The 26,958-nt window shown below is 70.5% G+C and carries 17 protein-coding genes; 15 read left to right on the forward strand and 2 right to left on the reverse strand.

All coding sequences use genetic code 11. The features are described from left to right. Window positions 1–638: 638 nt before the first annotated feature. The 4 genes from ACWGI6_RS34310 (at window position 639) to glgB (ending at window position 8,771) form a co-directional block, all read left to right on the forward strand. Window positions 639–2,642 (forward strand): maltotransferase domain-containing protein, encoded by a 2,004-nt coding sequence (locus tag ACWGI6_RS34310; RefSeq protein ID WP_453271120.1) that lies wholly within the window; start codon window positions 639–641, stop codon window positions 2,640–2,642. Continuing rightward, on the forward strand, window positions 2,639–4,357 hold the full coding sequence (gene treS / locus ACWGI6_RS34315; protein ID WP_453271121.1) for a maltose alpha-D-glucosyltransferase: 1,719 nt from the start codon (window positions 2,639–2,641) through the stop codon (window positions 4,355–4,357). Before ACWGI6_RS34310 ends, treS begins: the two co-directional genes overlap by 4 nt. 355 nt (window positions 4,358–4,712) lie before the next feature. Next, entirely contained in the window at window positions 4,713–6,221 is a 1,509-nt protein-coding gene (locus tag ACWGI6_RS34320; RefSeq protein WP_453271122.1) for a maltokinase N-terminal cap-like domain-containing protein, read from the forward strand. A gap of 81 nt (window positions 6,222–6,302) precedes the next feature. Further along, window positions 6,303–8,771 carry a 1,4-alpha-glucan branching enzyme gene (glgB, locus tag ACWGI6_RS34325; RefSeq protein ID WP_453271123.1) on the forward strand — a complete coding sequence of 823 codons (2,469 nt, stop codon included), beginning with the start codon at window positions 6,303–6,305 and terminating at the stop codon, window positions 8,769–8,771. A 320-nt stretch (window positions 8,772–9,091) separates the two neighbouring features. On the opposite strand, the gene ACWGI6_RS34330 is transcribed toward glgB, so the two are convergent. After that, a complete protein-coding gene (locus tag ACWGI6_RS34330) occupies window positions 9,092–10,498 on the reverse strand; it encodes a cation:dicarboxylate symporter family transporter (RefSeq protein WP_453271124.1) in 1,407 nt (468 codons plus the stop codon). A 166-nt stretch (window positions 10,499–10,664) separates the two neighbouring features. On the opposite strand from ACWGI6_RS34330, the gene ACWGI6_RS34335 reads away from it, so the two are divergent. The 8 genes from ACWGI6_RS34335 to ACWGI6_RS34370 all read left to right on the forward strand — a co-directional run bounded on the left by ACWGI6_RS34335 (window position 10,665) and on the right by ACWGI6_RS34370 (window position 20,715). Beyond that, on the forward strand, window positions 10,665–12,326 hold the full coding sequence (locus ACWGI6_RS34335; protein WP_453271125.1) for a sensor histidine kinase: 1,662 nt from the start codon (window positions 10,665–10,667) through the stop codon (window positions 12,324–12,326). A gap of 37 nt (window positions 12,327–12,363) precedes the next feature. Further along, the gene (locus ACWGI6_RS34340; protein WP_453271126.1) at window positions 12,364–13,053 is read left to right on the forward strand and encodes a response regulator; all 690 of its coding nucleotides are present in this window, start codon (window positions 12,364–12,366) and stop codon (window positions 13,051–13,053) included. Between the two features lie 63 nt (window positions 13,054–13,116). After that, a complete protein-coding gene (locus ACWGI6_RS34345) occupies window positions 13,117–14,481 on the forward strand; it encodes an extracellular solute-binding protein (protein WP_453271127.1) in 1,365 nt (454 codons plus the stop codon). Then, window positions 14,478–15,395 carry a carbohydrate ABC transporter permease gene (locus tag ACWGI6_RS34350; RefSeq protein WP_453271128.1) on the forward strand — a complete coding sequence of 306 codons (918 nt, stop codon included), beginning with the start codon at window positions 14,478–14,480 and terminating at the stop codon, window positions 15,393–15,395. The genes ACWGI6_RS34345 and ACWGI6_RS34350 overlap by 4 nt, the downstream gene beginning before the upstream one ends. A 72-nt stretch (window positions 15,396–15,467) precedes the next feature. Further along, complete coding sequence (locus ACWGI6_RS34355; protein ID WP_453271129.1) at window positions 15,468–16,268, forward strand: carbohydrate ABC transporter permease; 801 nt, start codon at window positions 15,468–15,470, stop codon at window positions 16,266–16,268. 122 nt (window positions 16,269–16,390) lie between these two features. Next, on the forward strand, window positions 16,391–17,101 hold the full coding sequence (locus tag ACWGI6_RS34360) for a helix-turn-helix domain-containing protein (RefSeq protein WP_453271130.1): 711 nt from the start codon (window positions 16,391–16,393) through the stop codon (window positions 17,099–17,101). Window positions 17,102–17,294: 193 nt separating this feature from the next. Further along, complete coding sequence (locus ACWGI6_RS34365) at window positions 17,295–18,089, forward strand: ABC transporter ATP-binding protein (protein WP_393910228.1); 795 nt, start codon at window positions 17,295–17,297, stop codon at window positions 18,087–18,089. Window positions 18,090–18,162: 73 nt separating this feature from the next. Beyond that, entirely contained in the window at window positions 18,163–20,715 is a 2,553-nt protein-coding gene (locus tag ACWGI6_RS34370) for an ABC transporter permease (RefSeq protein WP_453271131.1), read from the forward strand. A 92-nt stretch (window positions 20,716–20,807) separates the two neighbouring features. Here ACWGI6_RS34370 and ACWGI6_RS34375 read toward each other — a convergent pair whose 3' ends face one another. Beyond that, window positions 20,808–21,833 (reverse strand): ATP-dependent 6-phosphofructokinase, encoded by a 1,026-nt coding sequence (locus ACWGI6_RS34375; RefSeq protein WP_453271132.1) that lies wholly within the window; start codon window positions 21,831–21,833, stop codon window positions 20,808–20,810. A gap of 232 nt (window positions 21,834–22,065) precedes the next feature. On the opposite strand from ACWGI6_RS34375, the gene pta reads away from it, so the two are divergent. The 3 genes from pta to pyk all read left to right on the forward strand — a co-directional run bounded on the left by pta (window position 22,066) and on the right by pyk (window position 26,906). Next, window positions 22,066–24,162, forward strand: a complete 2,097-nt coding sequence (gene pta, locus ACWGI6_RS34380) for a phosphate acetyltransferase (RefSeq protein WP_453271133.1) — start codon at window positions 22,066–22,068, stop codon at window positions 24,160–24,162. Between the two features lie 43 nt (window positions 24,163–24,205). Continuing rightward, the gene (locus tag ACWGI6_RS34385) at window positions 24,206–25,417 is read left to right on the forward strand and encodes an acetate kinase (protein ID WP_453271134.1); all 1,212 of its coding nucleotides are present in this window, start codon (window positions 24,206–24,208) and stop codon (window positions 25,415–25,417) included. A 61-nt stretch (window positions 25,418–25,478) separates the two neighbouring features. Further along, window positions 25,479–26,906 (forward strand): pyruvate kinase, encoded by a 1,428-nt coding sequence (pyk, locus tag ACWGI6_RS34390; protein WP_453271135.1) that lies wholly within the window; start codon window positions 25,479–25,481, stop codon window positions 26,904–26,906. Window positions 26,907–26,958: the final 52 nt, after the last annotated feature.

The following is a 26,958-nucleotide window of genomic DNA, read 5'->3' on the forward strand; positions in this document are numbered from 1 at the left end:
CACAGCTCCCGCGGCGCCGCATTGACCGCGGCCGGCTGCTGGGTGTGCGGGCAGTACCCGGGTCGTCGGCGTCGTGCCCGACAGCGCAGTTCGCCGACTCTCCGCAACCGGCACCCCTCCCGCCCCCCGCGTCCACCGATATGGCCGATTCCACCCCCTCATGCACTCTTGTACGGACTCCCTCCTGGGGGGAGGCTGCGTGTGGCGCCAATGGGACCCCGGCGCGGCACCGGACATCCGCACACCGCAACTCCGCTGTGATCACACCGAGTTGAGGAGGCGAACGCCGACCGTGTCAGCGCAGTGCCGCAGCCTCCCGCGAGGGGGCGGCAGTGTGTCCGCCGGGTCACGGCGGGTCCGTGACTACGCACCAGTAGTTCACCTTCCGCCGGACTGCCCGGCCGCCGCCCGCGGGAAGGCTCACCGGGTACGCCCTTCCTCACCCGCGTCGCACACCTGCACCGGATCCACCGGGGGAACCACCGACCGGAGGCCGGGGGAGCGCCGACCCGCCCCGCCGCGCCACCGCCAACCGAGTGAAAGCGGACAGGAGCGCCCATGCCCGCACCCGGTCCCGTAGCCGTGGAGCGGATACAAAGGACAAAACCCCGCAAAGCGTCACAAGCCCAGGTGAGCCCATGATCGGTCGCATTCCTGTTCTGGACATCCGCCCGCAGATCGATTGCGGCCGCCGCCCGGCGAAGGCGGTGGTGGGTGAGACCTTCGAGGTCTCGGCCACCGTCTTCCGCGAAGGGCATGACGCCGTCGCGGCCAATGTGGTGCTGCGTAATCCGGCCGGCCGCTGCGGCCCCTGGACCCCGATGCGGGAACGGGCACCCGGCACCGACCGGTGGAGCGCCGAGGTCACCCCCGGCATCGAGGGCCGCTGGTCGTTCACCGTCGAGGCCTGGTCCGATCCGGTCGCCACCTGGCGGCACCACGCCGCCGTGAAGATCCCGGCGGGCATCGACACCGAGCTGGTGCTCGCCGAGGGTGCCGAGCTCCATGAGCGGGCGGCCTCGGAGGTCCCCAAGAGCGACGGCCGGGAATCGGTGCTCAGCGCCGTGGATACGCTGCGCAACCCCGAGCTGCCCGCCGCGACCCGGCTCGCCGCGGCGCTCTCCCCCCAGGTCACCGCGGCGCTGGACCGCCATCCACTGCGCGAGCTGCTCACCGTCTCGCGCCCGATGCCGCTGGTCGTCGAGCGCCGGCGGGCCCTGTACGGCTCGTGGTACGAGCTCTTCCCCCGCTCCGAGGGCGCCACCGTCACCCCGGACGGCACCGCCGTCAGCGGGACCCTGCGCACCGCCGCCGACCGGCTGCCGGCCGTCGCCGCGATGGGCTTCGACGTGGTCTACCTGCCGCCGGTCCACCCCATCGGCACCTCTTTCCGCAAGGGCCCCAACAATGCGCTGTCGGCCGGCCCGGACGATGTCGGCTCCCCCTGGGCCATCGGCTCACCGGCCGGCGGCCATGACGCCCTCCACCCGGACCTGGGCACCTTCGAGGACTTCGACCACTTCGTCCGCACCGCCCGCGATCTGCGGATGGAGGTGGCCCTGGACTTCGCGCTGCAGTGCTCCCCCGACCACCCGTGGGTCACCCTGCACCCCCAGTGGTTCCACCGCCGCGCGGACGGCTCGGTCGCCTACGCCGAGAACCCGCCGAAGAAGTACCAGGACATCTACCCGCTCGCCTTCGACGCCGACTTCCGCGGGCTGGTCCGCGAGACCGAACGCCTGCTGCGCTTCTGGATGGCCAAGGGCGTACGGATCTTCCGGGTGGACAACCCCCACACCAAGCCGCTGGCCTTCTGGGAGAAGGTGATCGGCGAGATCAACCGCACCGACCCGGACGTGCTCTTCCTGGCCGAGGCCTTCACCCGCCCCGCCATGCTGCACGCCCTCGCCCGGATCGGCTTCCACCAGTCGTACACCTACTTCACCTGGCGTAACACCAAGCAGGAGCTGACCGCCTACCTGACCGAGCTGTGCGACGACAGCGCCAGCTATCTGCGGCCCAACTTCTTCGTGAACACGCCGGACATCCTGCACGCCTACCTCCAGGAGGGCGGCCGCCCCGCCTTCGAGGTGCGCGCCGTCCTGGCCGCCACCCTCTCCCCCACCTGGGGCGTCTATGCGGGATACGAGCTCTGCGAGTCGACGCCGGTACGCCGCGGCAGCGAGGAGTACGTCGACTCGGAGAAGTACCAACTGAGGCCGCGCGACTGGGATGCGGCGACCAGAGAGGGGCGCAGCATCGCCCCCCTGATCACGACGCTCAACCGCATCCGCCGCCGCCACCCTGCCCTGCAGCAACTGCGCAATCTGCGCTTCCACCACGTCGACAACGACGCCGTCCTCGCCTTCTCCAAGCACGACGGGCACGGCGACCGTGCCGACACGGTGCTCACGGTGGTCAACCTCGACCCGCACCACACCCACGAGGCGACGGTGTCGTTGGACATGCCGGAACTCGGCCTCGGCCGGCACGAGTCCATTCCGGTGCGCGATGAGCTCACCGGCGACACCTACCACTGGGGCAGGGACAACTATGTGCGCCTGGAGCCGGGCCGCTCACTGGCGCCCGCCCATGTGCTGTCGCTGCGACCGTCCTCACCGATCGGAGGGTCACCCAATTGATCGTCAATGAGCCTGTCCCCGACACTTTCGAGGACACCCCGGCAAAGGACCGCGATCCCGACTGGTTCAAACGGGCCGTCTTCTACGAAGTCCTGGTGCGTTCCTTCCAGGACAGCAATGGCGATGGCATCGGCGACCTCAAGGGCATCACGGCGAAGCTCGATTATCTGCAATGGCTGGGGGTGGACTGTCTCTGGCTGCCGCCGTTCTTCAAATCTCCCCTGCGGGACGGCGGTTACGATGTCGCCGACTACACCGCGGTACTTCCCGAATTCGGCGATCTGGCCGACTTCGTGGAATTCGTGGACGCCGCACACCATCGCGGTATGCGGGTGATCATCGACATGGTGATGAACCACACCAGCGACCAGCACCCGTGGTTCCAGGAGTCGCGCACCGACCCCGAGGGCCCGTACGGCGACTACTACGTCTGGGCCGACGACGACAAGCAGTACGCGGACGCCCGCATCATCTTCGTCGACACCGAGGCCTCCAACTGGACCTTCGACCCGGTCCGCAAGCAGTACTTCTGGCACCGCTTCTTCTCCCACCAGCCGGACCTCAACTACGAGAACCCGGCGGTCCAGGAGGAGATGATCTCCTCCCTGCGGTTCTGGCTCGACCTGGGGATCGACGGCTTCCGGCTGGACGCGGTGCCGTATCTCTACGCCGAGGAGGGCACCAACTGCGAGAATCTGCCCGCCTCGCACGCCTTCCTCAAGCGGGTCCGCGCGGAGATCGATGCGCACTATCCGGACACCGTGCTGCTGGCCGAGGCCAATCAATGGCCGGAGGACGTCGTCGACTACTTCGGCGATTACGGGGTCGGCGGCGACGAATGCCATATGGCCTTCCACTTCCCGGTCATGCCGCGCATCTTCATGGCGGTGCGGCGCGAATCGCGCTATCCGGTCTCGGAAATTCTCGCCAAGACCCCGGCGATTCCGTCCGGCTGCCAATGGGGCGTTTTCCTGCGTAACCACGACGAGCTCACCCTCGAAATGGTCACGGACGAAGAGCGCGACTACATGTACGCGGAGTACGCCAAGGACCCGCGGATGCGCGCCAATATCGGCATTCGCCGGCGGCTGGCCCCGCTGCTCGACAACGACCGCAATCAGATCGAGCTCTTCACGGCCCTGCTGCTGTCGCTGCCGGGTTCGCCGATTCTCTATTACGGCGACGAGATCGGCATGGGCGACAACATCTGGCTCGGGGACCGCGACGCGGTGCGTACCCCGATGCAGTGGACACCGGACCGCAACGCCGGATTCTCCTCCTGCGACCCGGGCCGGCTCTCCCTGCCGACGATCATGGACCCGGTCTACGGATACCAGGTCACCAATGTCGAGGCGGCGATGAGTTCGCCCTCCTCGCTGCTGCACTGGACCCGCCGGATGATCGAGATCCGGAAGCAGAACCCGGCGTTCGGGCTCGGCAGCTATACCGAGCTGTCCTCCACCAACCCGGCGGTGCTGGCCTTCCTGCGGGAGTCGCCGGGCGCCGGTGCAGCGGACGACGACCTGGTGCTGTGCGTGCACAACTTCTCGCGCTTCGCCCAGCCCACGGAGCTGGACCTGCGGTCGTTCAGCGGGCGCCATCCGGTGGAACTCATCGGCGGCGTCCGCTTCCCGGCCATCGGGGAGCTGCCGTATCTGCTGACCCTCGCGGGCCACGGCTTCTACTGGTTCCGGCTGCGCAGAAACTCCGGCTAGCGTCCGGCGCCCTGACCGGGCACGGGTGCCGGAAACACGCCCGTACGCGGCCGCATGGCGCGTACGGGCGTTTTTTGACCTTTCGCTCGGGCAGCCTCCCTATTACCGCTCGGGCCGGGTGAGCCACCGTCGGTCCCCCGGTTCGGGAGAGGCACCGCCGCGCAGCGGACAGGCACGCCGGATTCGCCGCTGCCGTACGGACGAGCTCGCCCGGTGCCCGCTCCCGTACTCCGTCCGGGGGCACCACCGCCAGCCTCCGTCTGGGGGTACCCCCACCGCGCCATCGCACAGTCAAGGCCGTATTCCGGGACACTTTGCCCTATATGTCGTGTGCCCGGGGAAAGGACGCGACGCCATGTCGGACACCGCCTCGACCCGTGCCACCCGAAACACCCCTGATCACCGCCCGCTCGTCGCCGCACCCGATCTGCTCTCCTCGCTGGCGCCCCTGCTCGCCGAATGGGTACCACGCCAGCGCTGGTTCGCCGGCAAGGGACGGCTGATCACCGGCTTCACGCTGCTCTCGGCGACCGAGCTGCTGCCGTGCACCGACGGCAGCGCACCCGGCCTGCTGCTCCTGCTCGTCCGCGCCCAGCAAGCCGCACCACCGAGCCGTACGCCGGCCGGCGACGACTGCTACCAACTCCTGCTGGGGGTGCATCCGGCGCTGCCGCCGCAGCTGGCGCCCGCGGTGATCGGCCGTCCGGGCGGCGGCCCGCTGCGCGGTCGCACGGTCTATGACGCGCTGCTCGACAACCGGCTGTGCGGGCTGCTGCTGGAACGGCTGCGGGTGCCGGGCCGGCTCGGTGCGCTGCGCTTCTGCCGGGAGCCCGATGCCGACATCCCCTCCGGGCTGGCGGGCCGGCCGATCGCCGTCGAACAGTCCAACTCCTCGATCGTCTACGGGGATTCCTTCATCCTGAAGGTCTTCCGGCGGATCGAGCCGGGCATCAATCCGGATCTGGAGCTGCCGCGGGCGCTGGCCGACGCCAAGTGCGCGCGGGTGCCCGCGCCCGCCGCATGGTACGAGTCGGCGGCCGCCGAGGAGGGCGGCGAGGCGACGACGCTGGGCGTGCTGCAGCCGTTCCTGCCCGGCTCGGCGGACGGCTGGCAGCTGGCGCTCCATGCGCTGGCCGTCCGCGCCGACTTCACCGGCTCGGCGCGTGCCCTCGGCCACGCCACCGCAGAGGTGCACACCGCGCTCGCCCAGACGCTGCCGACCACCGAGCTGCGCCGCGCGCAGCTCGCTGTGATCGCCGCCCAGATGAACGAACGGCTGGAGGCCACCGCCCGCGCCGTGCCCGTACTGCAGCCCTACCGTGCCCGGCTGCGCACCGCCTTCGACGCGCTGACCACGATCGGCCACGACGGCCGCAGCTGGGCGGCCCAGCGCATCCACGGCGATCTGCACCTGGGCCAGACGCTGCGCTCCGCCGACGAGGGCCGCTGGTCGCTGATCGACTTCGAGGGCGAACCGGCCCGCCCGCTGGCCGAGCGGCGCCGGCCGCAGCCGGCGGTGCGTGATATCGCGGCCATGCTGCGGTCCTTCGACTACGCCGCGCGCAGCGGCCCGGCGGGCGGGGACCCCTGGTCGCTGGAGTGGGCGCGGCGGACCCGTGACGCCTACTGCCTGGGCTACGCGGAGGCGGGCGGGCTCGATCCGCGCTCGGCACCCGAACTGATGCGCGCCTACGAGACCGACAAGGCGGTCTACGAGGTGCTCTACGAGGCCCGGCACCGGCCCGACTGGCTGTCCGTCCCGATGGCCGCCATCCGGCGGCTGGCGGCCTGCGGGGAACCGGCCGTGGGGGCGGACGGGACCGGCCCGTCCGGCTCCGCCGGGTCCGACAACGGCCGGGGGTGAGGGGCCGCAGACGAACCGCCGATCCGCCGCCCGTACGCCCTCTGATGTCCGACCGACGCCCCGCCCCGAGGAGGCCTTCTCGTGACCGCCCGCCCGCCGTCCCGTCCCACCACTCCCGACACCGCACCCGCTCCGGGCGCGACCGGCGACAGCGCGGCGGGGCGGTCCGGCCACCCGGCGACGCCCCGGCCGCCGGCCGGCGAATCCGCGGTGGCCGCGAGGGGCACCTTCGCCGGCCCCACGGCCGGCGCCTCCCCCATCCGGCCGTCCGCCCCCCGGGAGGTGGCGGCGCCCGGCCGGGCCGCCGCGCCCGCGGGCCCGGCGCGGGCAACGCAGTCGGGGGCCGGCAGCCATGGGGTCCGGTCCGCCGCCCCGCTGTCCGACGAGGACCGCGGCCGGCTCCTGGACGGCACCCATCACGACCCGCACGGGCTGCTCGGCGCCCACCCCGTGCGCAGCGGGCTGCTCATCCGGGTCCTGCGGCCGTACGCCAAGGGAGTCACCGTCCTGGCGAAGGGGCTGCGCGCCGACCTGCCCTGCGAGGGCGACGGGCTGTTCGCCGGGGTGCTGCCGCTGCGCACCGTCCCGGACTACGAGCTGCTCGTCGACTACGGCGACAACGCCTGGACCGTGCAGGACCCCTACCGCTTTCTGCCCGCGCTCGGCGAGCTGGATCTGCATCTGCTCGGCGAGGGCCGGCACGAGCAGCTGTGGCAGGCGCTCGGTGCGCGGATCATGGACCACCAGGGCGTGACCGGCACCCGCTTCACGGTCTGGGCGCCCAACGCCCAGGGCGTCCGGGTCGTCGGCGACTTCAACTACTGGGACGGCACCGGCCACCCGATGCGCTCGCTGGGCTCCTCGGGCGTCTGGGAGCTCTTCGTCCCGGGCATCGGCGAGGGCGAGCTCTACAAGTTCGAGATCACCCGGCCGGACGGCTCGCGGACCCTGCGCGCCGACCCGATGGCCCGGCGGACCGAGTGCCCGCCTGCCAATGCCTCGGTCGTGGACGCCTCGCACCACCGCTGGACGGACGCCGACTGGATGGCCCGGCGCGGCGAACGGCCCGTGCACGAGGCGCCGCTCTCCGTCTACGAGATGCACCTCGCCTCCTGGCGCCCCGGCCTCACCTACCGCCAGCTCGCGGTCCAACTCCCCGCATACGTCAAGGACCTGGGCTTCACCCACGTCGAGTTCATGCCGGTCCCCGAGCACCCCTTCGGCGGCTCCTGGGGCTACCAGGTGACCGGGTTCTATGCGCCCACCGCCAGGATGGGCACCCCGGACGACTTCAAGTTCCTGATCGACGCACTGCACCGGGCCGGGATCGGCGTGCTGATGGACTGGGTGCCGGCGCACTTCCCGCGGGACGACTGGGCGCTGGCGGAGTTCGACGGCCGGCCGCTCTACGAGCCGCAGGACCCGGCACGGGCCGCGCACCCGGACTGGGGCACCCTGGAATTCGACTACGGCCGCACCGAGGTCCGTAACTTCCTGGTCGCCAACGCCGTCTACTGGTGCGAGGAGTTCCATATCGACGGCCTGCGTGTGGACGCCGTCGCCTCGATGCTCTACCTCGACTACTCGCGCGAGGACGGCGGCTGGACCCCGAACATCCACGGCGGCCGGGAGAACCTCGATGCGGTCGCCTTCCTCCAGGAGATGAATGCGACGGTCTACCGCCGCTGCCCCGGCGTCGTCACCATCGCCGAGGAGTCCACGGCCTGGGACGGCGTCACCCGCGCCACACACCACATCGGCCCCGGCGGCTTCGGCGGTCTGGGCTTCGGGCTGAAGTGGAACATGGGCTGGATGCACGACTCCCTCGGCTATGTCTCCAAGGAGCCGGTGCACCGCAAGTACCACCACGGCGAGATGACCTTCTCCATGATCTACGCCTACTCCGAGAACTATGTGCTGCCGATCTCCCACGACGAGGTGGTGCACGGCAAGCGCGCACTGGTGTCGAAGATGCCCGGTGACTGGTGGCAGCAGCGCGCCAACCACCGGGCCTACCTCGGGTTCATGTGGGCCCACCCGGGCAAGCAACTCCTCTTCATGGGGCAGGAGTTCGCCCAGGGCGCGGAGTGGGCGGAGAGTCATGGCCCGGACTGGTGGCTGCTCGACCCGTCGTACGAGGCCGAGCCGGACCACCGGGGCGTACGCGATCTCGTCCGCGAACTGAACCGCCGGTACGCCGCCACACCCGCGCTGTGGGAGCGCGACACCGACCCGGCCGGCTTCTCCTGGATCGACGGCGACGCGAGCGAGGACAACGTCTTCTCCTTCCTGCGCTTCGCCGCCGACGGCTCTCCGCTGATCTCGGTCACCAACTTCTCCCCCGTCGTCCGCCATGCCTACCGGCTCGGTGTCCCCGACACGGTCCCCGCCTGGCGGGAGGTCCTGAACACCGACGACCCGCGCTACGGCGGCAGCGGCATCAGCAACCCCGACCCGCTCAAGGCCGAACCGACCCCCTGGAACGGCCGCTCCGCTTCCGTCTCCCCCGTCCTCCCCCCGCTGGCCACCCTCTGGCTACGACCGTCCTGACCACCTCACGGCTGATGGTTGTCGGACCCTTCTCCCGCAACTGCGGCACCCCCGCCGAACAGACCCGTCCCCCACGTCGCTATGGCCGGTTCCTCCTTGTTCGTGCCCCCACGCAACCGGCCGCGGCCGACCGCGTTCTCCCTGTCCCTCACATGGTGTCAGGAGGCACTGACAATCGGTCCGGTCCAAGAAAACCGCAGGTCAGAAGGGTCTGGGAGGGACGTGCGGCGCCGGTCGCGCGGTAGCCCGCCGCGCGGTCACGCCGAAGGGGCGGGTGCCGCATCCGGCACCCGCCCCTTCTCTCCTCCTACGGTCCGGGATCAGACCTTGGCGGACGTCTTCTCCGCCTCGCCGTCCCGCGGCTCGATGACCGTCGCGGCGACCGGCTCCGCTGAGGCGTCGTCGACCAGCGTCTTCTCGTCGAACGGCAACCGGCCGGCCAGCACCTCCGTCGCCCGGGCCTTATCGATCTCCTTGGTCCAGGTGCCGATCAGGACGGTGGCCACCGCGTTGCCGGCGAAGTTGGTCAGGGCCCGCGCCTCGCTCATGAAGCGGTCGATGCCGACGATCAGGCCGACGCCGTCGACCAGTTCGGGACGGTGCGACTGCAGGCCGCCGGCCAATGTCGCCAGGCCGGCGCCGGTGACGCCCGCCGCGCCCTTCGACGCGATGACCATGAACACCAGCAGCGAGATCTGCTGGCCGAGCGGCAGCGGCTTGCCCATCGCCTCGGCCACGAACAGCGAGGACATCGTCAGATAGATGGCGGTGCCGTCGAGGTTGAAGCTGTAGCCGGTGGGGACGGTGATGCCGACCACCGGCCTGCTGACGCCCAGGTGCTCCATCTTCGCGATCAGCCGGGGCAGCGCCGACTCGGAGGAGGAGGTGGACAGGATCAGCAGGAGTTCGCGGGCGAGGTACTTCAGCAGCTGGAAGATGTTGACCCCGGCGACCAGCCGGAGCAGCGCGCCGAGCACCACGAGCACGAACAGCAGACAGGTGGTGTAGAAGCCGACCATGATGACGGCCAGCGACTTCAGCGCGTCCAGGCCGGTCTCGCCGACCACCGCCGCGATGGCGCCGAACGCACCCACCGGCGCCGCCCACATGATCATGGACAGCACCCGGAAGACCAGCTTCTGGAGGTGCCCGACACCGCGCAGCACCGGCTCGCCCGCCGAGCCCAGCGCCTGCAGCCCGAAGCCGACCAGCAGCGCCACCAGCAGCGTCTGGAGCACCTCACCCTGGGTGAAGGCGGAGACCAGCGTGGTGGGGATCATGCCGAGCAGGAAGTCGGGCAGCGACTCCCCGCCGCCCGCGGTCTGGGCATGGCCCGCCTGCCGGACGGTCTCGGTCAGATGGAGGCCGGACCCGGGGTCCAGCAGGTTGCCGACGACCAGGCCGATGGCCAGCGCGACGGTGGACATCACCATGAAGTAGCCGAGGGCCAGCCCGCCGACCGCGCCGACCTTGGCGGCCTTCCGCACCGAGCCGACGCCCAGCACGATGGTGCAGAAGATGACCGGCGAAATCATCATCTTGATCAGGTTCACGAACCCGGTGCCGAGCGGCTTGAGCTGGACGGCGACACCGGGGGCGGCGAAGCCCACGATGATGCCGAGCAGCACCGCCCCGATCACGGCGATGTAGAGGAAGTGCGTCCGGTCCCGCTTCACCGGCGCGGTCTCCTGGGTGGTGCCCCCGGACGGCGGGGTCTGTGCAGCCACGGCTGTCTCCTCGGTCTACGGCTGTGCGCTGATCTGCGGCTCTGTCACACAACAAGTCCCGGCGACTATGCACGCCGCTGTGGCGCCCGTCACCCTTACGTACATTTCGTTCACGTAAAAGTGACCGCAGGGACGGTTCCGAAAGTGACCGTGCAGACTGTTCTGTATGCGACTCCCCCGACCCCGGCCGTCCCGGCGGCTGCGCGGTCCCCGCAGCCTCGCCGGGCAGCTCTTCGCCATGCAGGTCGTGCTGGTGGCCGTGGTCGTCGTGGGCTGCGCGCTCTTCGCGTACGCCAGCGCCGGCCGGCAGGCGGAGAAGACCGCACGGCGGCAGGCGACCGCGGCGGCCACCGCCGTTGCCGACTCCCCGGCGGTGGTGGCGGCGGCGCGCACCAAGGACCCGACGGCCACGCTCCAGCCGTACAGCGAGCGGCTGCGGCGCGATGCCGGTGTCGACTTCGTGGTGGTGATGGCCCCGGACGGGACCCGCTGGACGCACCCCGAGCCGTCCGCGATCGGCAAGAAGTACCTGGGGCACATCGGCCCGGCGCTGCACGGCAAGGTCTTCCCCGAGACGCACCTGGGCGTGCTCGGGCCGTCCGTTCGGGTCGTCGCACCGGTCCGTGATCCGCAGCGCGGCGGCCGGATCACGGCACTGGTCAGCTCCGGGATCACCATCGAGACGATCAGTGAGCAGCTGCGTGACCAGGTCCTCGCGCTGCTCGGCGTGGCCGCTGCGGCGCTGGCGCTCGGCGGCCTGGGGACGTATGTGATCAACGCCCGGCTGCGGCGGCACACCCACGGGATGAACGCGGCGGAGCTCGGCCGGATGCACGAGTACCACCAGGCCGCACTGCATGCCGTACGCGAGGGGCTCCTGATGCTCGACGGGCAGCGCCGGGTCGCCCTGATCAACGACGGCGGGCGGGAGCTGCTGGGGCTGTCGGAGGACGCGGTGGGCCGCCTCGTCACGGAGCTGGGGCTGCCGGAGCCGCTGACCGAGGTGCTGCTGGCGCCCGGCCCACGGGTCGACGAGCTGCAGCTGACCCGTGAGCGGGTGCTGGTCGTCAACTCCGCGCCGGTCTCCGGCGGGGAGCAGCGCGGCAGTGTCGTCACCCTTCGCGACCACACCGAACTCCAGGCGCTCTCAGGGGAGTTGGACTCGGTACGCGGCTTCACCGAGGCGCTGCGCTCCCAGGCCCACGAGGCCGCCAACCGGCTGCACACCGTGGTCTCGCTGATCGAGCTGGGCCGGGCCGAGGAGGCCGTGGAGTTCGCGACCGCGGAGCTGGAGCTGGCCCAGGCGCTGACCGATCAGGTGGTCGGCGCGGTTGCCGAGCCGGTGCTCGCCGCGCTGCTGCTCGGCAAGGCCGCGCAGGCCAATGAGCGCGGCGTCGAACTGACCCTGACCCCCGACAGCCGGATCGACGACGGGCTGCTGCCGCCCGGTCTGGCGCCCCGCGACCTGGTGACGGTGCTGGGCAATCTCCTCGACAACGCCCTCGACGCCGCCGCACCCACCCAGGAGCACACCGCCGCCGAGCCGCCACGGGTGCACGTCACCGCGCGGGCGGACGGCGACGAGCTGCTGTTGCGGGTGGCGGACAACGGCCCCGGGGTGTCCGCGGACGCCGCCGAGGAGATCTTCCGGCGGGGCTGGAGCACCAAGCGGAGCGCGACCGCGCCCGCCCCGGGGCGCGGTCTGGGCCTGGCCCTGGTCCAGCAGGCGGTACGCCGCAACGGCGGCGCCGTCACCCTGGACCGGGCGCCCGGCGGCGGCGCGCAGTTCACCGTACGGCTGCCGCTGCGGACGGAGGCCAGGAGATGAGCGGGGCGACCGGCGCGGCCCGGCCGGGCACGAGAGGATGCGCCCGGTGACCCCCTCCGACATCCGGGTCCTCGTCGTCGAGGACGATCCGGTCGCCGCCGACGCACACGCCCTGTACGTGGGGCGGGTGCCCGGCTTCACGGTCTCCGGCACCGTGCACTCCGGCGGCGACGCCCGCCGCCATCTCGAAACGCACGCCGTCGATCTGCTGCTGCTCGATCTCTATCTGCCCGACGGCCACGGGCTGCAGCTGGTGCGGACGCTGCGCGCGGCCGGCCACACCGCCGACATCATCGCGGTCACCTCCGCCCGGGATCTCGCGATGGTGCGCGAGGGTGTCTCGCTCGGCGTGGTGCAGTACGTGCTGAAGCCGTTCACCTTCGCCACCCTGCGCGACCGGCTCACCCGCTATGCGGAGTTCCGCGCCACCACGGGCGAGGCCAGCGGGCAGGACGAGGTGGACCGGGCGATCGCCGCACTGCGCGCACCCCGTCCGGCCGCGCTGCCCAAGGGGCTGACCGCGGCCACCCTGCGGGCGGTGACCGATGTGCTGCGGTCCGCCGGGAGCGGGCTGACGGCGGCCGAGGCGGCCGCCGACGTGGGCATCTCCCGGATCACCGCCCGCCGCTACCTCGAACATCTCGTGGAGAGCGGCCGGGCCGCCCGCGCCCCCCAGTACGGCCAGGTCGGCCGCCCCGAATTGCGTTATCGATGGTCGGGCCATTGACCGGTGGTGATCGGTGACCTACTTTCAGCGGGCAGCCCGCCGTGGTTAGTTGGAGGTCGTGCCGTGCGCCCCACCGCCCCGCTGATCCTTCTCGCCGCCGCCGTCGTGGCCGCCGGCACGCTCACCGCCTGCGGCAGCGGGTCCGGCAGCGACAAGAACACCGTCAAGGTCGCCTTCATCAAGGACACCAACGGCAAGGTCACCGTCCGGGACGACTATGTCCGCCTGGTGGCCCGGCAGTTCGAGAAGAGCCATCCCGGCAAGAAGGTCCGGCTGATCCCGATCCAGGCGTCGGAGAACGACTACTACACCAAGATCCAGCAGATGATGCGCTCCCCGCGGACCGCACCGGACGTGGTCTACGAGGACACCTTCCTGGTCAACTCCGACATCAAGGCGGGCCTGTTGCGTCCGCTGGATGCCTACCTCGGCACCTGGGACGACTGGCGGCAGTTCGAGCCGGCCGCGAAGACCGCGGCCAAGGGGCAGGACGGCAAGACCTACGGCGTCCCGGACGGCACGGACACCCGCGGGCTGTGGTTCAACAAGAAGATCTTCAAGAAGGCCGGGCTGCCGGCCGACTGGCGGCCGAAGAACTGGGCCGAGGTGCTGGACGCGGCCCGGACCGTCAAGCGCAAGGTCCCCGGCGTCATCCCGCTGAATGTCTTCACCGGCAAGGGAGCGGGCGAGGCCGCCGTGATGCAGGGCTTCGAGATGCTGTTGTACGGCACCGGCGCGCACCAGCTCTACGACCCGTCGGCCAAGAAGTGGGTCACCGGCACCAAGGGCTTCAAGGACAGCCTGAGCTTCCTCGACACGGTCTACAAGGAGAAGCTCGGGCCCGACGTCTCCGATGCGCTCAGCCCCAACATCCAGACCAATGTGGCCGCCGAGCTGCTGCCCGAGGAGAAGCTCGCCATCGACCTCGACGGCTCGTGGCTGGGCCAGCAGTGGCAGAAGACGGGCGGCGGCAACCCCTGGCCCGCCTGGTCGACCACGCTCGGCCAGGCACCGTTCCCCACTCAGCACGGCACCCCGCCCGGCAGGGTCAGCCTGGCCGGCGGCTGGACCTGGTCGGTACCGCAGCGGGCCCAGCAGCCCGAGCTGGCCTGGAAGCTGATCAAGACCTTCCAGTCGAAGCCGAACGCCCTGGAATGGTGCGTACGGGGCGCCCAGATCGCGGTGCGCAAGGACGTCGCGGCCGACCCGCGCTACCGGACCTCGGTGCCCGGCATCGGCTTCTTCACCGGGCTGGTCAAGATCAGCCAGTACCGGCCCGCACTGCCCGAATACCCCAGGGTCGCCTCGGCGATCGGCGAGGCGATGGAGGCGGTCACCTCCGGTGACTCCGCACCGGCCGACGCGGCCAAGGACTACGACACGGCGCTGACGTCCCTCGTCGGCGGCCGGACCGTCGCCAAGCCATGACCGTCGCCGGAACCGCGGCCCGGGTCCAAAGGCCCGGCGCCGCCGCGGCCGGCCGCGTCCGCACCCGTCTGCTGCGCTGGTCCCCGCTCGTCCCGGCCACCGTCCTGCTGCTGCTCTTTCTCGTCGGCCCCATCGGCTACTGCGTCTTCATCGCCTTCACCGACACCCAGCTCACCGGCCAGGAGTCCGCGTCCTTCGTCGGCCTGGCCAACTTCCGGCACGCCTTCGGCGATCCGGCCTTCCGCAACGCCGTGGTGCTGACCCTGGTGTTCACCGTGATCTCCTCGATCCTCGGGCAGAACACCCTGGGCCTTGCGCTGGCCGTCCTGATGCGCCGCGCCTCGCGGCCCGTACGGTCGCTGACCGGCGCGACGGTGATCTGCGCCTGGGTGCTCCCGGAGATCGTCGCGGGCTTTCTGCTCTACACCTTCTTCGAGCGGCGCGGCACCCTCAACGCCCTCCTGGAGTGGCTCCGTCTGCCCGCCCAGAACTGGCTGTTCACCCTCCCCATCCTGGCCGTGTCGTTCGCCAACGTCTGGCGCGGTACGGCGTTCTCGATGCTCATCTACTCGGCGGCGCTCTCCGAGATCCCCCAGGAGGTCACCGAGTCGGCGGAGGTCGACGGGGCGGGCGTGCTGCGGCGGCTGTGGCACATCACGCTGCCGATGATCCGCCGCTCCATCGGCACCAACCTGATGCTCAACACCCTGCAGACCCTCTCCGTCTTCGGGCTGATCTGGGCGATGACGCGGGGCGGTCCGGGCAATCGCAGCCAGACCCTGCCGGTGTTCATGTACGACCAGGCGTTCCTGAAGTCCCTGATCGGCTACGGCACCGCGGTGGCGCTGCTGTTGCTGCTGGTGGGCGCGCTGTTCTCGGCGGTCTATCTGCGCCTGATGCGCGAGGAGGTCTGAGCCGTGCCGCAGCTCCGCCGCCGTCTCCCCCACGCGCTCCGACACACTCCGGGCAGGGAGAGCCGCCATCGGTTGGCCGCCGACGCCGGGCTGCTGGCCGTCGCGGTGGCGTTCGCGATTCCGCTGGTCTGGCTGGTGCTGTCGTCGCTGGACACGGAGGCGACGCTGCGGGTGCGGCTGCCGAAGTCCCCGTCGCTGCACAACTTCTCGGCGGTGCTGACCGACGAGATCACCTTCACCCCGATGCTCAACAGCCTGCTGATCTGTGGTGGCGCGACCGTGCTCACGGTCGTCTGCGCGGCGCTCGCCGCCTACCCGCTGTCCCGCTTCCGCTCGCGCTTCTCCCGCCCGTACCTGCTGACGATCCTGTTCTCCACCTGTCTGCCGATCACCGCGGTCATGGTCCCGGTCTACGGGCTGTTCGTGCAGGTCAATCTGATCGACACCCGGTACGGCACCGCGCTGTTCCTGGCCGCCGCCCAACTCCCGTTCGCCATCTGGCTGATGAAGAACTTCATGGACGGGGTGCCGAAGGTGCTGGAGGAGGCGGCCTGGACGGACGGCGCCTCCTGGCCGCAGACGCTGCTGCGGGTGATTCTGCCGCTGATGGGCCCCGGCGTCGCCGTCGTCGCGATCTACACCTTCATCATGATGTGGGGCAATTTCTTCGTGCCCTTCATGCTGCTGCTCTCACCGGAGCAACTGCCCGCTTCGGTCAGCATTTTCAATTTCTTCGGCAATTACGGCGCCATTGCCTTCGGTGAACTGGCGGCATTCTCGATCCTGTACTCGACACCGGTCCTCGTGTTGTACATCCTTATCTCCCGACGGCTCGGCGGCGGCTTTGCGCTCGGCGGTGCGGTGAAGGGCTGAGCGAGGCTCATGTCCGGAAAACTGCAAGGTCGCACCGGAAAACCGGCCGACTAGTAGCTTCCTACGACTTTCCGGCTTGGGTATCCACACGATAGTTGCGAAGCCCGGCCGTCACTTACCGTGTGCCGGTGAATACGCAAGCCGGGGAGCCCCGTAGACCCCCTTTCAACGCCGAGGCCGCCCGCCGGCTCCGCGAGGCCCTCGGGATGACCCCTGCGCATGTCGCCTACGGAATGTGGTCCGCCTTCGGAATACAGCTGGCGCCGGGGACGGTGGTGTCCTGGGAATGGGGGGAGAGCGTCCCCTCGGAGGCCGAACTGACCGCGCTGGCCGGCGCCCTGTGGTGCGCACCGGGCGAGCTGCTCGACGCACCGGGCACCCTGCGCGAATACCGTCTGACGCTCGGCCTCGCCCCGGCGGACCTCGCGCTGCGCATCGGCATGGACCGGGCCGCGTACGAACGTCTGGAGGACGGCGGGAAGTGGAGCGGCAACGACCGGCAGGCCGCGGCGCTCGCCGAGGTGATGGATCTGCCGCTGCCCGCCCTGATCCGCTTCACCGGCCGGGACGAGAAGCTGACCGACCTGCTGACCAGCGCCGCCACCACCCGCTGGCAGGCCTACGTCCGGCCGGTCGGCAAGGTCGTACCGCTGTCCAAGCAGCAGCTCCAGCACGTCCTGCAGGAGCTGCACGGCGAGTATCAGGCGACCATGACCGCTACGCTCAACTGGGGCGGCTCGGACAGCGCCGAGGCGTCCGGCAGGGCGGGACGGGCCTTTCTCGACGGCATCCTGGCGGAATTCTGGACGAGGGTCGGCGCGCAGCAGCCCTGAGAACCCTCCCGCACCCCTGAGACGCCCCGTCGGCCGCAGGTCGGACGGCCGTCCGTCCAGAGAATGACGCCGGGCGCCGTGGTGGCACTTCCGGCCGGTGCGGCTTTCGGTCCTTGCGGCTGAGGTCCGCGCCGACCTGCGCATTCAAGAATGGGGATGTCGAAATCTTCCGTCCCCTCTCCAGGAGTCCCCCGTGTCCCACGCGGCTGCCCTTCCGGGTTTTCCCGGTTCCCCCGCCCCCACTCGCGCCGCCGTCGCCGCCCGCGCCACGGATCTGAGCAAGGTCTACGGCCAGGGGGAGACCCGTGTGGTCGCGCTGGACTCCGTGTCGGTCGAGTTCGGCAAGGCCCGGTTCACCGCGATCATGGGCCCGTCCGGCTCCGGCAAGTCCACGCTGATGCACTGCATGGCGGGCCTGGACGCGATCTCCGCCGGCTCGGCCCGGATCGGCGACGTGGAGCTGGCGTCGCTGAACGACAAGCAGCTGACGCGGCTGCGCCGGGACAAGATCGGCTTCATCTTCCAGGCGTTCAACCTGCTGCCGACGCTGACCGCGCTGGAGAACATCACGCTGCCGATGGACATCGCCGGCCGTAAGCCCGACCGGGAGTGGCTCAACGCCGTCATCGAGACCGTCGGCCTGTCCGGGCGGCTCGCGCACCGGCCGGCCCAGCTCTCCGGCGGCCAGCAGCAGCGGGTCGCGGTCGCTCGGGCGCTGGCCGCCCAGCCGGAGATCATCTTCGCGGACGAGCCGACCGGCAACCTCGACTCCCGCTCGGGCGCCGAAGTACTGGGCTTCCTGCGGGAGTCGGTGCGGGCGATGGAGCAGACGGTCGTGATGGTCACCCATGACCCGGTCGCCGCGGGCTATGCGGACCGGGTGGTCTTCCTCGCGGACGGCCGGATCGTCGAGGAGCTCCACGACCCGACCGCGGACACCGTCCTGGACCGGATGCGGCTGTTCGACGCCAAGGGCCGTACGCGCTGACGCCGGCGCACCACGCGCCGCCCCCGGGGCACTGCCCCTCTCCCGAGCCACCGGACCCAGGACTGACACCACCATGCTGCGTACTGCCCTGCGCAATGTCCTTGCGCACAAAGCCCGATTGATGATGACCGCGCTCGCGGTGCTGCTCGGCGTCGCCTTCGTCGCCGGCACCCTCATCTTCAGTGACACCGTCGGCGAGGCCATCAAGAAGGCCTCCGCCAGGAACCTCTCGGGGGTGGCCGTCTCCGTCAAGGCCGTCGCCGACGACAACACCCCGGAGACCGGCAAGGACGGCAAGCGCACCACCGTCCTCGACGACAAGCTGGTGGACACCGTCCGCGCGCTGCCCGGCGTGCAGTCCGTCCGGCGCAACGTCACCGGCACGGCGACCCTCGCCGGCCCGGACGGCATCCCGATCGGCAACGGCTGGCAGAACATCGCCGCCAACTTCCAGCCGGACAAGGACGGCTATGACGCCCGCTACCCGCTGATGCAGGGCCGCGGACCGGCCGCCGGGGACGAGATCGCGCTGGACGAGGCCACCGCGGAGGCGGCCGGCCACAAGATCGGCGACGCCGTGCGGTTCGCCACCGACGGCCCGGTGCTGACGAAGAAGCTGGTCGGCATCGTCACCACCGAGGACCCGCAGGTGACCGCGGGCGGCAGCCTCGCGCTCTTCGACACCGCCACCGCACAGAAGATGTATCTGCACCCCGGTCAGTTCGACGAGCTGGTGGTGGGCGCCGCTCCCGGCACCGATCAGCAGGCGCTGACCGGCAAGGTCCGCGAGGTCCTGCCCAAGAACCGGGCCGAGGCGGCCAGCGGCGCCGAACTCGCCGCCGAGCAGTCCCGGATGATCGCCGCCGAGAACAAGTCCCTGAGCCAGACGCTGCTGGTCTTCGCCGGTATCGCGCTGTTCGTCGGCATCTTCATCATCGCCAACACCTTCACCATGCTGATCTCCCAGCGCAGCCGGGAGATCGCCCTGATGCGCGCGGTCGGCGCCTCCCGCCGGCAGGTGGTCCGCTCGGTACTCGCCGAGGCGGGCCTGCTGGGCCTGCTCTCGTCCGTCATCGGGTTCGGGCTGGGCGCCGGGATCGCGGTGGGCCTGCGGGCGGTGCTCGACGCCAATGGCGCGGGCTTCCCGGACGGACCGGTCATCATCAGCCCGGCCGCGGTGCTCTCCTCGCTCGCGGTGGGTGTCGTGGTGACCGTACTGGCGGCCTGGCTGCCGTCCCGCAAGGCGGCGAAGATCGCCCCGGTCGAGGCGCTCAACACCGTCGAGGCGCCGCCGGCGCTGCGCAGCCTGGTGATCCGCAACTCCCTCGGCGCGGTCATCACCGGCCTCGGTGTGGCGGTCATGTTCTACGTCTCCACGCTGAAGTCCTCCGACGACATGCCGATCGCGATGGCGGGGTCGATGCTGACGCTGACCGGCGTCATCATCCTCGCGCCGCTGCTGTCGCGGCCCCTGGTCTCGCTGGCGGGCCTCCTCACCACCCGGCTCTTCGGCATCGGCGGCAAGCTCGCCAAGCAGAACGCGCTGCGCAACCCGCGCCGTACGGCGGCGACCGCTTCTGCGCTGATGATCGGTCTCACCCTGATCACCGGAATGACGGTCGTCGGGAACTCGGCACAGCAGGCCATGGACAAGATGACGGCCAACGGGCTGAAGGCCGACTACAAGGTCGCGACCTCGACGTTCATCGGCCTGGACACCGAGCTGTCGAAGAAGGTGGCGGACCTCCCGGGCGTCGAGACGGCGGCCCCGCTGCGCAACTCGGGCTTCGAGGCCGGTGGGCACTATGCGGACCTCACCGGCACCGACCTCTCGGCGGTCGGCAAGGTCGCCCAACTGGACTTCAAGAGCGGCTCCTTGGCGGACGCCGGAGCCGACGGCATCGCGATCTCCCAGTCCTCGGCCAAGGAGAAGGGCTGGCACACCGGCGACACCCTTGACGCGACGTTCGGCGACAAGAAGAAGGCGAAGCTGAAGATCACCGGCGTCTACGCGGACAACCCGGTGATCGGCAACGCGATCGGCGCCACCTCCCTGGTCGATCCGCACATGTCCGAGCTGAAGAACGAACAGCTGCTGGTGAAGACCGAGAACGGCCCGACGGACGAGCTGGAGAAGCAGATCCGGCACGCTCTCGGCGACAGCCCGCTGCTGACGGTCCAGGACCACGCCGACCTGCGCAAGGAGACCGCCGGGCAGATCGAGACCGTGCTCTACATCGTCTACGGACTGCTGGGCATGGCCGTCATCATCGCGGTGGTGGGCGTCGTCAACACCCTCGCCATGTCGGTCTTCGAGCGGACCCGCGAGATCGGGATGCTGCGGGCGATCGGACTGGCCCGCAGCGGCATCAAGCAGATGGTCCGGCTGGAGTCGGTGGTCATCTCACTGTTCGGCGCGGTCCTGGGGATCGGCGTGGGGATCTTCCTCTCCTGGGCCGGCGGCAACCTGGTCAGCCAGGGGCTCCCGACGTACGAACTGCTGCTGCCCTGGGGCAGGCTCGGGCTGTTCCTGCTGATCGCGCTCGTCGTCGGGGTGCTGGCCGCGCTGTGGCCGGCCCGCCGGGCGGCCCGGCTGAACATGCTGGAGGCCATCGGCGCCCAGTGACCGTCTGACAGCCACCCCCCACAAAGGCGGCGCGCCTGCCCTCAACCGAGGGGAGGCGCGCCGCCGTTGGTGGTGCGGGGAAGTGCCGGGGCTCAGAAGACCGACTCGGCCTCGTCCATCCGCCACGCGGGCACCGTCTTGAGCTCGGTGACCGCCTCGTGCAGCGGCACCATCGTGATGTCGGTGCCGCGCAGCGCGGTCATCCTGCCGAAGTCGCCGCGGTGCGCGGCCTCGACGGCGTGCCAGCCGAAGCGGGTGGCGAGCACCCGGTCGTACGCGGTGGGGGTGCCGCCGCGCTGGACATGGCCGAGGATGACCGGGCGGGCCTCCTTGCCGAGGCGCTTCTCCAGCTCGACGGCGAGGTGGTTGCCGATGCCGGTGAACCGCTCATGGCCGAACTGGTCGATCGCGCCCTTCTTGTAGTCCATGGTCTCCTCGGCCGGGTGGGCTCCCTCGGCGACACAGACGACCGCGAACTTCTTGCCCCGGGCGAATCGCTCCTCGACCATCTTGACCAGGTCGTTCACATCGAAGGGGCGCTCGGGAAGACAGATGCCGTGGGCGCCGCCGGCCATCCCGGACTCCAGCGCGATCCAGCCCGCGTGCCGTCCCATCACCTCGACGACCATGACCCGCTGGTGCGACTCCGCGGTGGTCTTGAGGCGGTCGATCGCCTCCGTCGCGACGCCGACGGCGGTGTCGAAGCCGAAGGTGCGGTCGGTGGAGGAGATGTCGTTGTCGATGGTCTTGGGGACGCCGACGACCGGCATCCCGGCGTCCGCCAGCATCCGGGCGGCGGTGAGGGTGCCCTCGCCGCCGATCGGGATCAGGACGTCGATGCCGTAGTCCTTGGAGAGGTCCTTGGACTTGTCGCAGGCCTCGCGGAGCCGGTTGCGCTCCAGCCGGGACGATCCGAGGATGGTGCCGCCACGGGCGAGGATGCCGCTGACCGCGTCGAGGTCGAGCTTGCGGAAGCGTCCTTCGAGCAGTCCCTTGAAGCCGTCCTCGAAACCTATGACCTCGTCGTCGTGCCCGGTGAGGGCGCGGTGGACAACAGACCGGATCACAGCATTCAGGCCGGGACAGTCGCCGCCTGCGGTGAGGACTCCGATACGCATCGTGCTGTGTCTCCTGTGCTCGCTGTTGGTTCGTGTGAGCCGGTCCGATTGTTTCACGGGCCGACCGGCCCTCCCCTCATACACAGACCCCACCCCTACTGTCCTCGCACGGGCCGGGCAAGGGAAACTGGGAGAGCGACGTAGCCACACACGCAGGTATTGTCAAGAGGGGCAAGCCCACCTTATCGGCTGATTTCGACCTTGCGGCCACCGAACGGATCGGAGAGCACGCGTGACGCGCAGCGTGTACGTGACCGGTATCGACCGCGGCGACGGCCGCCAGGTCGTCGAGCTGGGGGTCATGGAGCTGCTGACCCGCCATGTCGACCGGGTGGGGGTATTCCGCCCACTGACCCACAGCGACGGCCCCGACCGGCTCTTCGACCTGCTGCGGGCACGCTACCGGCTCACCCAGTCCCCCGACGCGGTGTACGGCCTCAGCTACGAGGAGGCCGCCGCCCTCCAGGCCGAACGCGGCACCGACGAGCTGGTCTCCCGGCTCGTCGACCGCTTTCACGCCGTGGCCAGGAACTATGAGTTCGTCCTGATCCTCGGCTCGGACTTCGCGGGCACCAACCTCCCGGACGAGCTGAACCTCAACGCCCGGCTCGCCAATGAATGCGGCGCCGCCGTGCTCGCCGTCGTCGGCGGCCAGGGCCAGGAGGCCGAGTCCGTACGCGCCGAGGCCCGCAACGCCTACCGCGCCTACCACTCGCTGGGCTGCGATGTCGTGGCCATGGTCGTCAACCGGGTGGCGCCCGAGCATCGCGAGGCGGTCGTCGAGCGGCTCGCCGCCCGGCTCCCCGTGCCCTGCTACGCGCTCCCCGAGGACGGCTCGCTCTCCGCGCCGACCGTCGGCCAGATCGTGCACACCCTGGGCGCCGAGGTACTGCTCGGCGACGAGTCGGGGCTGGCCAGGGACGCCCGGGACTTCGTCTTCGGCGGCGCCATGCTGCCGACCTTCCTCAAGGCGCTGACCCCCGGCGCTCTCGTGGTGACCCCCGGCGACCGGGCGGACCTGGTCATCGGCTCGCTCGCCGCACACAGCGCCGGCGCCCCGCCGATCGCCGGTGTGCTGCTCACCCTCGACGAGCGGCCCGGCCCCGACATCATGGCGCTGGCCGCCCGGCTCGCGCCCGGCACCCCGGTGGTCTCCGTACCCGGCGGCTCCTTCCCGACCGCGGCCGAGCTGTTCGCGGTCGAGGGCAAGCTCAACGCCGCCTCGCCGCGGAAGGCGGAGACCGCGCTCGGCCTGTTCGAGCGGCATGTGGACACCGTGGAGCTGACGAACCGCATCTCCGTCGCCCGCTCCGGCCGGGTCACGCCGATGATGTTCGAGCACGAGCTGATCGAGCGCTCCCGCTCCGGCCGCCGCCGGGTCGTCCTCCCCGAGGGGAGCGAGGAGCGGGTGCTGCGGGCCGCCGATGTGCTGCTGCGCCGCGATGTCTGCGATCTGACGCTGCTGGGCGAGGAGGAGGCGATCCGCAAGCGCGCCGCCGACCTGGCCATCGACTTGGCGGGCGCCCAGATCATCGACCCGCAGACCTCCGAGCTGCGCGAGCGGTTCGCCGAGCGGTACGCCGAGCTGCGCGCCCACAAGGGCGTCAGCATCGAGCTGGCCTTCGACGTGGTCGCGGACGTCTCCTACTTCGGCACCCTGATGGTCCAGGAGGGTCTGGCCGACGGCATGGTCTCCGGCGCGGTGCACTCCACCGCGGCCACCATCCGGCCCGCCTTCGAGATCATCAAGACCAAGCCGGGCGCCCAGATCGTGTCCTCGGTGTTCTTCATGTGCCTGGCCGACCGTGTCCTGGTCTACGGCGACTGCGCGGTCAACCCGGACCCGAACGCCGAACAGCTGGCGGACATCGCCATCCAGGCGGCCGCCACCGCCGCCCAGTTCGGCGTCGAGCCACGGATCGCGATGCTGTCGTACTCCACGGGCACCTCCGGCTCCGGCGCGGACGTCGACAAGGTCCGCAAGGCCACCGAGATCGTCCGCGAGCTGCGCCCCGATCTGCTGGTCGAGGGCCCGATCCAGTACGACGCGGCGGTGGACGCGGCGGTCGCGCAGACCAAGCTCCCCGAGTCCGACGTGGCCGGCAAGGCCACCGTGCTGATCTTCCCCGACCTCAACACCGGCAACAACACCTACAAGGCCGTGCAGCGCTCGGCCGGTGCGGTCGCCGTCGGCCCGGTCCTCCAGGGCCTGCGCAAGCCGGTCAACGACCTCTCGCGCGGCGCCCTGGTCCAGGACATCGTCAACACCGTGGCCATCACCGCCATCCAGGCGCAGGGCGCCCGGCCCGGCGCCGGCCACACCGTCTGACCCGGCCGCTCCCCCGTCCCCGCACCTCATCGGAAAGCGCTACATGACTGCCACCGCCACCCGCGTCCTCGTCCTCAATTCCGGCTCCTCGTCGGTGAAGTACCAGCTGCTCGACATGCACGACGGCACCCGGCTGGCCACCGGCCTGGTCGAGCGGATCGGCGAAGAGAGCTCGCGCCTGGTCCACACCCCGCTGGCCTCCGGGGGCGGCAAGCGCGAGACCGAGGACGCGATAGCCGATCACGAGGCCGCGCTGAAGGCCGTCGCCGCGGAGCTGGCCGCCGACGGGCTCGGCCTCGACTCCCCGGAGCTGGCCGCGATCGGGCACCGGGTGGTGCACGGCGGGCTGAAGTTCACCGATCCGACCGTGATCGACGACGCGGTGCTCAAGGAGATCGAGCGGCTGGTGCCGGTCGCCCCGCTGCACAACCCGGCCAACATCACCGGCATCCGCACCGCCCGGGCGCTGCGCCCCGACCTGCCGCAGGTCGCGGTCTTCGACACCGCCTTCCACACCACGATGCCGGAGTACGCGGCCCGCTACGCCATCGACGTGGCGACCGCCGACGCGCACCGCATCCGCCGCTACGGCTTCCACGGCACCTCGCACGCCTATGTCTCCCGCAAGACGGCGGCGCTGCTGGGCAAGGACCCCTCCGAGGTCAATGTCATCGTGCTCCACCTGGGCAACGGCGCCTCCGCCTCGGCGGTGGCCGGCGGCCGCTGTGTGGACACCTCGATGGGACTGACCCCGCTGGAGGGCCTGGTCATGGGCACCCGCTCCGGCGATATCGACCCGGCGGTCACCTTCCACCTCAAGCGGGTGGCGGGGATGTCGACGGACGAGATCGACGGCCTGCTCAACAAGAAGAGCGGTCTGATCGGGCTGTGCGGCGACAACGACATGCGGGAGATCCGGCGCCGGATCGACGAGGGTGACGAGCGCGCCGAGCTCGCCTTCGACATCTACATCCACCGGCTGAAGAAGTACATCGGCGCCTACAGCGCGGTGCTCGGCCGGGTCGACGCGGTGACGTTCACCGCGGGCGTCGGCGAGAACGCCGCCCCGGTCCGCGAGGCCGCCCTCGCGGGTCTGGAGGAGATGGGGATGGCCGTGGACGCCGCACGCAACGCCGTACGGTCCGACGAGCCCCGGCTGATCTCCCCGGAGCACTCCCGGGTCGCGGTCGCCGTCGTGCCGACGGATGAGGAGCTGGAGATCGCCCAGCAGACATACGCCCTGGTCAGCGGCTAGTACTCGGTGTTTCCGCCTACCGAAATATTCCGCTCCGAAACAAACCGATAGGATTCCGCCCATGCGCCGTTCCAAAATCGTCTGCACCCTGGGCCCCGCCGTCGACTCCTACGACCAGCTGAAGACGCTGATCGAGGCCGGCATGAACGTGGCCCGATTCAACATGAGCCACGGGACACAGCCGGAGCACGAGGAGCGGTATCACCGCCTCCGCAAGGCCTCCGAGGAGACCGGCCGCGCCGTCGGCGTGCTGGCCGACCTTCAGGGCCCCAAGATCCGCCTGGAGACCTTCGCCGACGGCCCGGTGGAGCTGGTGCGCGGCGACGAGTTCGTCATCACCACCGAGGACGTCCCCGGTGACCGCACCATCTGCGGCACGACCTACAAGGGCCTGCCCGGCGATGTCTTCAAGGGCGACCCGATCCTGATCAACGACGGCAACGTCGCGCTCCAGGTCGTCGAGATCGACGGCCCGCGGGTGCGCACCATCGTCATCGAGGGCGGGGTCATCTCCGACCACAAGGGCATCAACCTTCCCGGCGCCGCGGTGAACGTCCCCGCGCTGTCCGAGAAGGACATCGAGGACCTCAAGTTCGCCCTGAAGATGGGCTGCGACATGGTCGCGCTGTCCTTCGTACGGGACGCCAAGGACGTCCAGGACGTGCACCGCGTCATGGACCAGGTCGGCCGCCGGGTCCCGGTCATCGCCAAGGTCGAGAAGCCGCAGGCGGTCGCCAACATGCAGGAGGTCGTGATGGCCTTCGACGCCGTCATGGTCGCCCGTGGTGACCTGGCGGTGGAGTACCCGCTGGAGAAGGTCCCGATGGTGCAGAAGCGCCTGGTGGAGCTGTGCCGCCGGAACGCCAAGCCGGTGATCGTCGCGACCCAGATGATGGAGTCCATGATCACCAACTCCCGGCCGACCCGCGCCGAGGCGTCCGACGTCGCCAACGCCATCCTCGACGGCGCCGACGCGGTCATGCTCTCCGCCGAGTCGTCCGTCGGCGCCTATCCGATCGAGACCGTCAAGACGATGTCGAAGATCGTCGAGGCGGCCGAGGAGGAGCTGCTCTCCAAGGGTCTGCAGCCGCTGGTGCCCGGCAAGAAGCCGCGTACGCAGGGCGGCGCGGTGGCCCGCGCGGCCTGCGAGATGGCCGACTTCCTGGACGGCAAGGCGCTGGTGGCCTTCACCAAGTCCGGTGACACCGCCCGCCGGCTCTCCCGCTACCGCGCGGCCCAGCCGATCCTGGCCTTCACCACCGAAGCCGCCACCCGCAACCAGCTCACGCTGAGCTGGGGCGTGGACAGCTTCGTCGTGGAGCACGTCGACAACACCGACGCGATGGTCGACCTGGTGGACGCCGAGCTGCTCAAGCTCAAGCGCTACAGCGAGGGCGACACCATGCTCATCACCGCCGGTTCGCCCCCCGGCGTCCCCGGCACCACCAACATGGTCCGCGTGCACCACCTCGGCGGCGAGCAGGCCTGACGCCCCGGGCACCCGAAAACGGCGGTGGGCCGCCCCCCGGAAGGGGGACGGC

It is taken from the genome of Streptomyces sp. NPDC054786, assembly GCF_053611685.1.